This is a genomic window from Streptomyces sp. NPDC043996, from assembly GCF_056435225.1.
Map to the genome: position 1 here is coordinate 431,138 of NZ_JBWKEY010000008.1, position 13,182 is coordinate 444,319.

Genomic DNA, 13,182 nt, shown 5'->3' on the forward strand with positions numbered 1-13,182 from the left:
GGCGAGCCCCGCCCTTCGCCCGGCGACCTCACCCCGGCCGCTCCGGCGAGCCCGGCACGCCGTCCGATATCGCCTGATCCCCTGCCACGCCGTCAAGATCACACGCGTGCGGGTGGCACCACGGCCACCGAGGCCGCGCCCCTCGCCGTTTGCGCAGTTCACGGCCGACGCGATCACACACATCCGGGACGACACCAGGCGCCATTCTCGCTTGCACATGGCGCCGGAGTGATGCCATAATGGCATCATGGATCTCACTCCGTATGTGGAAACTCTACGCCGCGAGCTCGCGGTAGCTGCGGAAGCCGGCGGCGCCGAAGCCCGCGACCTGGCCGAGAGGCTCACCGCTCCCCTGGAGTCGGCGACCCGCCTCACCATGCTCGACGTGCTCTCCTCCGCGACGGACGAGATCACCCGCGAGCTCGCCCCCGGCTCCGTCGACGTACGGCTGCGCGGGCTCGATGTCGACTTCGTGGTGACGCCACCGCCCACCGACGGCGGTGTGACCGCGGAGCCGACCGTGCCCGCAGAACCCCTCAAGCCCCCGGTCGACGGGGACGAGGGCGGCATCGCCCGGGTCAACCTGCGCCTCCCGGCCCACCTCAAGGCCCGCGCCGAGGAAGCCGCGACGCGCGAGGGCCTCTCGGTCAACGCGTGGCTGGTGCGCGCCGTGTCGGCCGCGGTCGACGGCGGCAGCAGGCCGCGCGCCACGGAGCAGGCCCATAACGTCGGACAGAGCTACACGGGCTGGGTTCGCTAGCCACGCCCCCGCCACCCCACCCACACCGCGCTCCACCCGCGGGCACGTCCCAAAGACCCAGAGGATGGGCAGCTATGCCTTCTTTCGACACTCCCGAACCGATCTCGGCCACGGTGCACGTGGAGGCCGGTTCCATCCAGTTCACCGCGAGCGAGCGCGTCGACACGGTCGTCGACGTGCGGCCCCGCGACCCGAAGCGGGATCTGGACGTGCGCACGGCCGACCACACCCAGGTCACGTTCACGAGCGGCGCGCTCAACCTCAGGACGCCCAAGCCCAACCTGTTCGGCCGCACCGGCACCGTCGACGTCACGGTGCAGCTGCCCACCGGCTCCCGCATCGACATGACCGGCGCCTGGGCCCAGGTGCTCGGCGAGGGCCGGCTCGGCGAAGTCCGCCTGAAGACCTCCTCCGGGGACGTGCGCTTCGACACCACGGGGCCGCTGCGGCTGAAGGCCTCGCACGGCTCCATCTCCGTGGAGCGGGTGGAGGGCCTGGCCGAGATCACCACCAGCTCCGGCAGCCTGCGCGTCGGCCTCGTCGACGGCCCCGCCATCCTCAAGAACTCGCACGGCTCCACCACCGTGGACGCCGTGACCGGCGATCTGCGGGTGAGCGGCGCCAACGGCGACATCGACATCCGGCGCGCCGAGGGCTCGGTCACCGCCGCCACCGCCCACGGCACCGTGCGCGTCGGCGAAGTGGCCTCCGGCAGCGTCACGGTGGAGACCAACTACGGCGCCATCGACGTCGCCGTCCGCGAGGGCACGGCCGCCTGGCTCGACGTCCACTCGAACTCGGGACAGGTGCACAACACGCTCACCGCGTCCCAGAGCCCGCAGACCGCCGAGAACACCGTCAAGATCCGCGCCCGCACCCGGGTCGGCAGCATCGACATCCGCCGCGCCAGGGCCTGACCTCCGGCGGACACCCCCCAGCACGCGCACCCCATGACAGCGTGGCGTCATGGGGTAGTTCGGCGTGCCCGCACCGGCTAGCCCGGCGCCTCTTTCACGGGCACAGCGACAACCGGCCGCTGGCGCACCACCCTTGGGTGGCGCGCCAGCGGCCGGCTTGGTGTGCGGTCAGCGCTTGACGGTGCCCTCGCGCAGACGGCTGATCATGTGACGAGTCGTCTCGATCGGGCTCTCCTCGGAGAGCTCACGCGAACGCGGCAGGGCCGCGTTGAGCACGGCCACCTTCTCGTTCCACTCCTCCTGCCCGGCGAAGGGAATCGTTTCGCCCTCCTGGTAGGTGGGGAACGGGCGGTAGCTGTTGAGGCCCTGGCTGTCGCCGCCGCGGACAAGCAGCGGGTCGAGGTACACGCCCTCGCCGTGGGTGCGCGTGGACGTGGAGATGTAGCCGATGTCCAGGCCGCAGCGACGCTTGGCGGAGGTGTTCGCCTCCGAGCAGTGCAGCAGGTTCGGGTGGTGGATCGAGACGTCACCCGGCTCGAGCTCGATGTGCACGACGCCGCGCTCCTCGGCCCACTCCCGCACCAGGTTCTCGTCGGAGGCGGAGAACAGCATGTTGTCGCTGTCCGTGCGCACCGAGGGCTTGTGCAGCGGCAGCACGTGGCTGCCGGGGATCATCCGCAGGCAGCCGTTCTCCGTCTTGCTCTCGTCGACCGCGAGCCACACCGTCAGGGCGTTCATCGGGGTCAGCGTCCAGTAGGCGCCGTCCTGGTGCCACAGGACGGGCTGGCCGTCGCGCGGGGGCTTGCAGATGTAGTGGGCGGTGAAGCAGGCCAGGTCCGGGCCGAGGAAGAACTCCGCGATGTCCACCAGGCGGGGGTCGGAGACCAGGCGGGCCCAGAAGGCGTCGTTGCGGATCAGCGGGTGGTGGAAGTGCTCCGGGCGCAGGTCCGGGTACTTGCGGGTGAGCCACTCGACGTGGGCGCGCACCTCCTCCAGGACATCCTGGGGAATGACGTTGCGGATGATGGAGAAGCCCTGCTCGGCGTATTCCGCCTGGGCCTTCTCCAGGACACCAGCGTCAATGGTGGTCATGCGTCAGCTCCTAGTCAGGTGTCAGGTATTGCTTGCCGTGCGGAACGAGTTCGTGGAGCCGCCACGGCGTACCGTCTGCCAGCTCCTGGAGTTCAAGCCCCGGACACGTAGAGGTGGTTGAACCAGGGGATCGACGCGGCATCGCCACGATGCGCGGCCGCGGTTGGTCGGACAGCGGGACCGCGCCACGGTCGCTGCCGTGGCCACGGTTCCGGTGGCTCGTCTGCGTGGGTGGACCTGCGTGCCCGCCCTCGGGCGATGCGCCGGTCCAGGGTCACGACGGCCGTTGCGCGGGCGCGTTCCGGGCCTTCTCGCCGTTCCCCAGTAGTCCAATACTCTGTCCGCCGACAGTCCAATACTCTGTCCGCTCGGGCCGGAGGGTGTCAACGTCCCAAGGGCCTCAAGGCTCTCTGTCGATGTGGTCAACACCCCGTGGACGCCTGGGAGTCACGGCATCGTCAAGGCTTGCGCCCCTGAGGAAACAGCTGTCCCGCCGACAGGACAGGGCACTTGGACGCCCTGTCCTGTCGCGGTTCCGGGGCCCCTGGGGCAGGCGGGAACACCCGTACGGGACAAGGCGGTTCAGCGGCGGGGGCCTGCCGACGCGGAGATGTACGAGGCATCGGGCCACGGCACGGACTGTCGGCGCGAGGGCCTTTTCTCGCGCGGCCCCTACGGCGCCGTGAGTTCGTCATCGAGGCCGCCCCGGCCATCAAGGCCCCAAACACCGCGCGCTGTCGCCGCGAGGGTCACGGTCTATTCGGCATGGCGGCGGTATTTCGCCGCATCGCGGGAGACCGCGATGCCGGGCGCGGAAGTCGTGGCGTACGAAGTCCGGGGCGACCGCCCCGCTATCGAGCGGGGTCAGCTGGGCATTTGCCCGCCGGGGTCACTCGGGCACGGAACTCCGGTGCACACTGCCGTCGTTTCTCCGCCACGGCCCCTAACGTGCCCGGCAGCCCTGGTCTTCACGCCTCAAGGGCAGGGACATATATTGCTGAGGGCCCCCGACAAGGCAGCATTTGAGCGCCACAACCAGGCGCTGTTCAACGCGGCCACCAATGCCGCCCGACTCCGATCTGTCCCCGTGCGGGCCATCGCACCACGACAACCTTCGCGGGGAACTGCCCTATATGACCGACACCAGCTCAGGGCTGAGTTGTCTGGCGGATGAGGATCACGCGACTATGTCCATACACCCAGGGCCCATGCGACTGAGCATCTCCGATTTGCACGAGTCAGTCGACGATCCTGCCCTCACTTCTATGACGTTGCTCAACGAGCTGGCAGGACGGTTTCCAGAAGCTGTCTCATTCTCGGCGGGGCGCCCGTTCGAAGGCTTCCATGAGGTCGAGGACCTGTCACGTTATCTCACGACGTTCAAGGACTATCTCCAGGATGAGATAGGCCTGCCCAAGGAGCAGGTGCGGCGCACCTTTTTCCAGTACGGCCGCACCAAGGGATTCATCCACGAGCTCATCGCGCGCCAGCTCCAGATCGACGAGGGCCTGACGGTGGACCCGGAGAGCATCGTCGTGACCACCGGCTGCCAGGAGGCGATGGTGCTCCTGCTGCGCGCCCTGGTGCGGGACACGCGCGATGTCATCCTGGCCGCGACGCCCAACTACGTGGGCTTCATCGGTGCGGCACGGGTGGCCGGCGCCCCCCTCCGCTCCGTCCGGGAGCACGACGGCGGCATCGACCTCGATGACCTGGAGCGGCAGATCGCCCAGGCCCGGCGCGAGGGGCTCCGCCCGCGCGCCTGTTACGTCGTGCCGGACTTCGCCAACCCCAGCGGCGCGAGCATGTCCCTCGCGGACCGGGTCGCCCTGCTGGAGCTGGCGCGCCGGGAGGGGATCCTCGTCATCGAGGACAACCCCTACTCGCTGTTCCCCTCCGGCGATTCCCGCCTGCCCCTGCTCAAGACCCTGGACGAGCACCGTCAGGTGATCCACCTCGGCTCCTTCGCGAAGTCCGCCTTCGCCGGGGCCCGCGTGGGCTACATCATCGCGGACCAGCCCGTGACGTCGGGCGGGGACTCCGCTTCGGACCCCGTGCTCCTCGCCGACCACCTGGCCAAGCTGAAGAGCATGCTGACGCTCAACACCTCGACCGTCGCGCAGGCGGTGATCGGCGGCTACCTCATCGAGAACGAGTGCAGCCTGGTGCGCGCCACCACGCGCGAGGCCGAGGTCTACCGCCGGAACCTGGCGACGATCCTGGACCGGCTGCGGTCGGTCTTCGCGCCGGGTCCCGGCACCCCGCCGGGCGTCTCGTGGAACACGCCGCAGGGCGGGATGTTCGTCGTGGTCACGCTGCCGTTCCTCGCGGACGACGAGATGCTCGAGTACTCGGCCTCCAAGTTCGGCGTCCTGTGGACCCCCATGCACCACTTCTACGAGGGCACGGCCGGGTTCCACCAGGCGCGTCTCTCGTTCAGCGTGCTGACTCCCGAGCAGGTCGCCCTGGGCATCGAGCGCCTCGGCGAACTCGTCCAGGACCAGCACGAGAAGCGGCCCGTCGGGGCCGCGCGGATCTGAGGCGGCCGGTCCCCCGCGCGTGACATGAGGGCGGCCCCCGAACACATCGTGTTCGGGGGCCGCCCTCATGTGTGGTCCCTGACCGCCCGGTGTGGTCAGTGCCCGCGAGCGGGGCTCACAGACGCACGGGGAACTCGTTCAGGAGCCGGGCCCCGCCGGGGGTGGCCTCGGTGTACTTCAGGGCGTCACGGCTCACGGCGACTTCCAGGGTGTCACGCTCGAGCATCAGGTGCTTGATGGCGATCTCGCCCTCGATGTTGGCGAGCGCCGCGCCGGTGCAGTAGTGCGGGCCCGCGCCGTAGGCGAGGTGGCTCTGGCCCGGCTTCAGCACCCGCTCCACGTCGCACCGCTCGGGGTCGGAGAAGATCCGGGGGTCGTGGTTGCCGGACAGCAGGGACCCCGTCAGGGCCTCGCCCTTGCAGATCTCGACCCCGGCGAACTCCAGGTCCTCGGTGGCGTAGCGCGGTCCCGCGGCCGGGACGGGGTTGGCGATCCGCATCAGTTCGGCCATGGCGTGCGGCAGGGCCTCCGGCTTGGCGCGCAGCAGGGCCAGCTGGTCCGGGTTGTCGAGGAGCGCCAGGACGGCGTTCGGGATGAAGTGGGCCGTGGAGTGGTGGCCGTTGTTCACCACGAGGAGCACCAGCGAGATGATCTCGGTCTCGCTGAGCCGGTCGTCGTCCGCGTCGCTGGTCTGCACCAGCGTCGAGATCATGTCGTCCTTGGGCTCGGCCCGGCGCCGCTCGATGAGGCCCTTCATGTACTCGAACATGCCCCGGGCACTGGCTTCGAGGTTGTCGGCGTTGGCGTAGTCGTTCATCCACTCGCGCACCTGCGGCTGATCGGCCTCGTCGATGCCGATGAGCTCGCAGATGACGGTGCCGGTCAGCGGCGAGGTGTACTCCTCGATCAGGTCGCCCGAACCCTTCGCGGCGAACTCCTCGAGAAGCCGGGCGGATATCTCTTCGATGCGCGGCCGCAGCGCCTTCATGCGCCGCACGGTGAACGCGGGCGTGACGAGGCGGCGCAGGCGGGCGTGGTAGTCGCCGTCCTGCAGCATCATGTTCGCCGCGACGTAGTCACGGAACTCTTCCGGCAGATCGAGGGCCGCGACCATTTGGTCCGCCACGCTGAATCCCTGGTGGCCGGGAACGTTGCCGTAATTCACCACGAACCGCGGGTCGCTGAGGACCTCCTTGATCTCCTCGTTGCGCGTGACCAGCCAGACCGGTGGCCCACCCGGATATCCGACGCGAACGAGCGGCGATTCCTCCCGCAGGCGCGCGTAGGCACAGATGGGGTCGTCGGTGAATTCGGGATTGATCAGGCTAACGATCGGCTCAGCCATTTTCGCCGTCTCCTTATGTCCTTGCCGAAGGGTCGGCAAGCTAAGTCGGTTCATCTGATTGCGGCTCAAGAACGCAGGAGTTTCAGTCCCGTCACCATGAGCATCAAGGAATTCGCCCTCTTTCCGGGACGAAAGCCATGCGGGGGCGGGCCGGGCTCAGGAACGACGCCGCCGATGAGTCGGCGGCGTGGCCGCGGGCCGCGCGTGCCCTTTCGGTCAGCCCCGTCGGCCCGTTCGGGCAGTGAACTCAGCCCGCTTGCCCGGTCGCGCCCCCTTGCCTTTCCCGGCTTCGCATCGATTTTGGCCGTTCTTAGGGCGCTAGCCAAGAGCAGATTGGCAGATTCAAGACTTGCCGGAGCATCAACGCTCGAGGTTGACCATGTCCCGTCACCGGGACGATCACCCCTCAGCGCCATGACCTGGGCACGATATGCAGGGTTTGGGTCGTTCGCCCGACTCTCAAATAGGCTGATTCTTGGGCAAATCGCCACCGGATACGTCCCGGGACCGTACCGAGCGAGTACGCCACGGGGGCATCGCGGCGAGTGCCGATCGAGGCACTCCGCGGCACTGCCCGATCGGGCACCACACGGGCACCATACGGGCATCACATGGTCACCACACCGGCACCACCCGGGCGCCACACGGGCCTTGAGCGCCTCGGCGGCCGAGCGCGCACCGCGCACCCCACCCGCTCACCAACGCGAGAAGGGCATCCGCCGTGGCGGATGCCCTTCTCGACTCTCACTCCACGGGCCTCAGGGGCCCGGCGAACCTACGCGGTCGCGGCGCTAGCGGCCGCGGGCGCGCTCCGCCTCGATCACGTCCAGGACCTCCCGGCCGAGGTCGACCAGGTACATGTGGTCGCCCGGGAACTCCACATAGGTGAACTCAGCCGACGTGGTCGCGTCCCGCCACTGCTGCGCCTCCTCCGCGGTGACCAGGCCGTCGTCCTCGCCCCGCAGCGAGCAGATCGGCACCGACACCAGCTCGTCGGTGCTCGGGACGTAGTTCTCGTGCATCTCGCAGTCGGCCTGCAGCGTGGGCAGGATCAGCTCACGCATCTCGGGGTGGTCGAGGGCCTCGTGCCTGAAGCCCGCGAACTCCTCGACCCGGGCCAGGAACTCCTCGTCCTCGAGCCCCGTCGCCCGCCTCTCTCGCTGCGTCCACGGCCCCGGCGAACCGCTGACGATCAGCCGCTCGACGTGCACGTCGCGCGCGCTCAGCAGGTGCGCGAGCTCGTACGCGAGCACCGCGCCCAGGCTGTGCCCGAACAGGACCACCCGCGCGCCCTTGCCGAGGTTCGCCACGATGGAGTCGATCTCGGTCTTGGCCGCCTCGACGACGTTGCGGTACGGCGTCTCGAGGAGCCGCTTCTCCCTGCCGGGCAGCTCGACCGGGACCACGCTCCAGCGGTCGCCGGACAGCTCCCGCCACGGGTGGAAGAACGACGGTCCCGCTCCCGCGAACGGCACGCACAGCAGCGTGGTCTGTCCCTGGTCCTGCGCGGACATGCCGCCTCCTGTCACCTTGTCCAACTCCCCGTTATCCGTTCGAAAGTTCGTTGAGCTTGCGGGCGATCACCTTCATGATCTGGCCCGCGGGCTTGGGCATGTGGAGGTCGTGGTGCGTCGCCTCCACGTCGTACTCCTCGATGGTGCCGAGCACGTGCGGCCGCCAGTCGGGGCCGTACGACGTGACACCGTCGGTCTTGTCCAGCGTCGCGTTGAAGTACAGCACGTCACCGCGGTAGACCGGCGACTCGAAGGAGCCCATCTTGTTGAGGTTGTTGGACCCCACCTTCGACATGTTGTCCAGGAAGCTGTCCATGTTGCCGGTGTTCATGAACTTGCCGAAGACTTCCTCGACGTCCGCCCGGTAGAGCTCCGGCGTCCTGTCGGCCACCTGTCTGAAGCCGTTCTCCGGGTCGGAGCTCGCCGGCTGGCAGTCCAGGATGGCCACCAGCTCGACCTCGTGGCCACGGCGGTCCAGACCCGCCGCGACGGCGTGCGCGATCGGGCCGCCGAAGGACCAGCCGACCAGGTGGTAGGGGCCTTCCGGCTGGATCTTGAGGATCTGCTCCAGGTAGTCCTCGACCATCTCCCCCACCGAACCCGCGAGCGGGTCCACGCCGTTGGAGCCGCGGGACTGCAGGGAGTACGCCGGGCGGTCCAGGTAGGGCGCGAAGGTGAAGTACGCCCAGCCGAGGCCGCCGCCGCCGTGGAAGAACCACACCGGGGGCTTGCCCGTGCCCGGGTCCCGGTTCAGCGGCAGGACCACCTCGAACGAGTCCCCGTGGTCCCCGGGGATGCCGCCGAAGAGCACAAGCGCGCCCAGCTCGGCCACCGTCGGGTACTGGATGATCGTCCGCAGCGGCATGTCGACGTCGAACTCCTTGCGGATGCGGGCGCTCAGGCGCGTGGCGAGCAGGGAGTGCCCGCCGAGCGCGAAGAAGTCGTCGTCGATGCCGACGGTCTCCAGGCTGAGCAGCTCGCTGAAGAAGCCGCACAGCTTCTCCTCGTGCGAGTTGCGCGGCGCCCCGCTGCTCACCGTGCTCGCGTGCTCCGACGGCAGCGCGCCGCGGTCGAGCTTGCCGGCCGGGTTCAGCGGCAGCTCGGAGAGCGCCACCACGGCCGCCGGGACCATGTAGTCGGGCAGCTGCCCGCGCAGGTACTCGGGCAGCTCGACGAGGAGCGGGTCGATGGCCTTGGCGAGGGCGGGGTTGTTCGCCCGGGTCCGCCCGGCGGACGCGCTGGTGACGAAGGTGCCGGTGACGGCCCGCCGCTCGGGCAGGAGGACCGCGTCGAAGCTGTGCACGGCCTGGCCCGACCAGGTGATCACCGCGTCCGTGCCCCGCTCCCGCGCCCAGGCGGCGAGGTCCTCGGGGTCGACGGGCGTGGCCGTGGGGGCGTCGACGTTCACGATGCCGGCGGCGGTCGCCGCGGCGGCCTCCGCCACGAGCCGCGCGTTGGGTATCCCGCTCACGCGGACCGGGCCGCTCGCCAGGCGCCCGCCGAGGCCGACGAGGTCGGACACGTCACCGCCCCACGGCACCGTGGGCACACCGGACAGGTCGAGGACGTCGGCGGCGTCCTTGTGGAGGACGACCTCGTAGCGGTGGCGGGTCAGCGCGTTGTGCGCGGCGCCCGCCTTCAAGCGGATGTCCACGCCACCGGCGTGCTCACGCGCCCACTCGGCGAACCACTCCGGGGCGACGGCCAGCTCCCGCTCGGCGAGCAGCGACTGCTCCACAAGGGCCAGCATCTCGTCGTTCGCGGCGTGCGGGTGCGTCACGCGCTTCTCGGCGGCCGTCAGGATGCGCAGGGTCGCGGCGTTGCGGACGTCGCCGACGATGACGCGGCCGCCCGGCGCGAGCAGGCCCATGGCCTGGCGCAGCACCCGGTCCAGGTACGCGACGTTCGGGAAGCACTGGGCCACCGAGTTGAGCACGACGGTGTCGAACCGGCCCTGGGGCAGCCCGGAGAAGTCGTCGGCGGCCTGGACGCTCAGCGTCACCCGGTCGCCGAACCCGGCCTGTTCGGCCTGGGCGCGGACCCGGTCCACGACCGTGTCCGAGATGTCGGTGCCCCAGTACTCATCGACCTCACCGACGACCTTCGAAAGGAGCAGGCCGGAGCCGACGCCGAGCTCCAGGACGCGCTGCGGCGCGAACCGCAGGACCTGCGCCGCCGCGGCGTCCCGCCACTGGCCGAGCTGTTCCAGCGGGATCGGGTCACCGGCGTACACCGACTTCCACTCCTGGAAGTCCTCGCCCCACGCCTCCTCCGCGGAACCGGCGTAGGCGTCGTCGTAGACGTGGCGCCACTCGTCCACCTGCGCCTCGGCGTCGCCGACCACGGCGTCCGGGTCGGGCACCACGAAGCCCACCAGGCGCTGGTCGCCCTTCTGGTCCTCGCGCACCACGACGACGGCCTGCGCGACGCTGGCGTGCTGCGTCAGCGCGTGCTCGATCTCGCCGAGCTCGATGCGGAAGCCGCGCACCTTGACCTGGTAGTCGGTGCGGCCGATGTACTCGACCTGGCCGTCCTTCGTCCAGCGCACCAGGTCGCCGGTGCGGTACATCCGCTTGCCCGGCTCACCGAACGGGCAGGCGACGAAGCGCTCCGAGGTGAGGCCGGTCTGGCCGAGGTAGCCGCGCGCCAGGCAGGTGCCCGCGAGGTACAGCTCGCCTAACACGCCGGGTGCGACCGGGCGCAGCGCCGCGTCCAGGACGTAGACCTGGTTGTTCCAGATCGGCGTGCCGATCGGCACCCGGTCCGAGCCCGGCACGTGCTCCCAGCCGGTGATCTCGACGGTGGCCTCGGTGGGGCCGTAGAGGTTGTTCGCGGAGGCGTGCGGAAGGAGCTCGGTGAAGCGGTTGGCCAGGGCGGCCGGGAACGCCTCGGCGGCGACCTCGATCCAGCGCAGCGTGGCGCACTCCTTGGCCGCCGGTTCGGCGACGAAGGCGGCGAGGAGGGACGGCACGAAGAACGCGCCGGTCACCTTCTGACGCTGAATCAGCTCGGCCAGGTAGGCGGGATCACGCGTGCCGTCGGCGCGGGCGACGACGATGGAGGCGCCCATCTGGAGGTTGGAGAACATCTCCGGCACCGAGGCGTCGAAGCTCGCCGAGGTGCTGACCAGCATCCGGTCCTCGACCGTGACGTTGAAGTGCTCAAGGCCCCACTGGATGCGGTTCATGATCGAACGGTGCGCCACCGGCACACCCTTGGGGCCGCCGGTGGAACCGGACGTGAAGATGGCGTACGCGGCGTTGTCCGGCGACAGCTCCCGCTCCGGGTTCCCCGTCGGGTACGCGGAGACGTCCGGGAGGGTCTTCTCCAGGACCAGCAGCGGCTTCGCGCCCGCCAGGATGTGCCGCACCCGGTCGTCGGGCAGGTCGATGTCGATGGGCACATACGCCGCACCGGCCTTGACCACCGCGTACACCGCGAGCAGCAGATCCACCGAGCGCGGGATGCGCACCGCCACCAGCTGCTCGGGGCCCGCCCCTTGCTCCACCAGCCAGTGCGCCAGCTGGTTGGCGCGCCGGTTGAACTCCCCGTACGTGAGCGTCTCGTCCTCGGCGATCACCGCGACCGCGTCCGGCGTCCGCGCCACCTGCGCCTCGAACGCCTCCGGTAACGTGCTCGCCGCGACAGGGCGCGCGGTGTCGTTGAGACCCCGCACCAGCCAGTCCCGCTCGTCCTCCGCGAGGACCTCGACCGTGCTGATCGGCGCCTTCGGCGCGGCGGCCAGCTGCTCCAGGACCCGCAGGAACCGGGCGGCGATGGCCTCGGCCGTGTCCCGGTCGAACAGCTGCGTCGCGTACATCAGGTCGCCGCGCAGCTGCCCCGACTTGTCGTCGGCCAGGCTGAAGAACAGGTCGGCGAGCGAGGTCTGCGTCAGATACTGCTCGAACTGCACCTTCAGGCCAGGCAGTTCGAAGTCCTGCCGCTCATAGCTCTGCCAGGCGAACATCACCTGGAACAGCGGCTGGTACGACGCGGAGCGGTCGGGGTTGATCAGCTCGACCAGCGTCTCGAACGGCACGTCCTGGTGCTCATACGCGGCCAGGGACTTGTCCCTGACCTGCGGGAGCAGGTCGGTGAACGACGGGTTGCCGGAGAGGTCGACGCGCAGCACCTGGGTGTTGACGAAGAGCCCGACCAGGTCGGCGAGGGCCTCGTCGGTGCGTCCGGCGATCGGGCTGCCGATCGTGACGTCGTCGCCGCCGCCGAGCTTGTTCAGGAGCACGCCGAGCGCCGCCTGGACGACCATCGACATCGTCATGCCGCGCTCGTCGGCGAGCTTCTGCAGCCCGGCCGCCACCTCCGGCTCCACCGTGAGGCTGATCGCGTCGCCCTGCGAGTTCCTGGTCGCGGGGCGCGGGCGGTCGAGCGGCAGGTTCAGGGGCTGCGGCACCCCGGCCAGCTGGGTGCGCCAGTACTCGGCCTGCGCGGCGGCCAGGCTCCCCGGGTCGGTCACGTCACCGAGCAGCTCGCGCTGCCAGGCCGCGTAGTCCTTGTACTGCACGGGCAGCGGCTCCCACCCGGGCGCCTCGCCGTCCAGACGGGCGGTGTAGGCGACGGTCAGGTCCCGTGCCAGCGGCCCGCCCGACACGCCGTCCGACGCGATGTGGTGGATGAGCAGCACGAGGACGTGCTCCTCGGGGGCGCAGCGGAAAAGGCGCACCCGGAAGGGGAGGTCGGCGGCCAGGTCGAAGCGGTGCGCGATGAACTCGTCGACCGCCGCGTCCAGTCCTTCCGCTGCCACCTCGACCAGTGGCACCTCGACCGACGCCTCGGCGACCGGCCGGATGCGCGGCTGGGGCTCGTCGTTGGCGTCCGTCACGTAGGTGGTGCGCAGGATCTCGTGCCGCTCGACCACGTCGTTGATCGCCGCGGTGAGCGCGTCCTGGTCCAGGGGTCCCGTCAGCCTGAACGCCGGGGAGATGTTGTAGGTCTCAGCGCCACCCTCCATCTGGTGCGTGAGCCACATACGACGTTGAGCGAACGAAAGCGGAAT

The 13,182-nt window shown here is 69.9% G+C and carries 6 protein-coding genes and 1 pseudogene; 3 read left to right on the forward strand and 4 right to left on the reverse strand.

All coding sequences use genetic code 11. From position 1 onward, the window contains the following. Positions 1–247: 247 nt before the first annotated feature. Together AC07A4_RS23050 and AC07A4_RS23055 are read left to right on the forward strand one after the other, a co-directional pair. A complete protein-coding gene (locus AC07A4_RS23050; protein ID WP_478601613.1) occupies positions 248–760 on the forward strand; it encodes a toxin-antitoxin system HicB family antitoxin in 513 nt (170 codons plus the stop codon). Positions 761–834: 74 nt separating this feature from the next. Beyond that, positions 835–1,677 (forward strand): DUF4097 family beta strand repeat-containing protein, encoded by an 843-nt coding sequence (locus AC07A4_RS23055; protein ID WP_478601615.1) that lies wholly within the window; start codon positions 835–837, stop codon positions 1,675–1,677. A gap of 168 nt (positions 1,678–1,845) precedes the next feature. Here AC07A4_RS23055 and AC07A4_RS23060 read toward each other — a convergent pair whose 3' ends face one another. Further along, positions 1,846–2,769: a phytanoyl-CoA dioxygenase family protein gene (locus AC07A4_RS23060; RefSeq protein ID WP_478601617.1), complete on the reverse strand. Its 924-nt coding sequence runs from the start codon at positions 2,767–2,769 to the stop codon at positions 1,846–1,848. A 1,265-nt stretch (positions 2,770–4,034) separates the two neighbouring features. Between AC07A4_RS23060 and AC07A4_RS23065 the strand changes: the two genes are divergently transcribed. After that, positions 4,035–5,309 (forward strand): aminotransferase-like domain-containing protein, encoded by a 1,275-nt coding sequence (locus AC07A4_RS23065; RefSeq protein WP_478601619.1) that lies wholly within the window; start codon positions 4,035–4,037, stop codon positions 5,307–5,309. Between the two features lie 115 nt (positions 5,310–5,424). Here the strand turns inward: AC07A4_RS23065 and AC07A4_RS23070 are convergent, their stop codons facing one another. The 3 genes and pseudogenes from AC07A4_RS23070 to AC07A4_RS23080 all read right to left on the reverse strand — a co-directional run. After that, positions 5,425–6,654, reverse strand: a complete 1,230-nt coding sequence (locus AC07A4_RS23070; RefSeq protein ID WP_478601621.1) for a cytochrome P450 family protein — start codon at positions 6,652–6,654, stop codon at positions 5,425–5,427. A 791-nt stretch (positions 6,655–7,445) separates the two neighbouring features. After that, positions 7,446–8,168: a thioesterase II family protein gene (locus AC07A4_RS23075; protein WP_478601623.1), complete on the reverse strand. Its 723-nt coding sequence runs from the start codon at positions 8,166–8,168 to the stop codon at positions 7,446–7,448. Positions 8,169–8,199: 31 nt separating this feature from the next. Beyond that, positions 8,200–13,182: pseudogene (locus AC07A4_RS23080) on the reverse strand (non-ribosomal peptide synthetase); the annotation flags it as partial.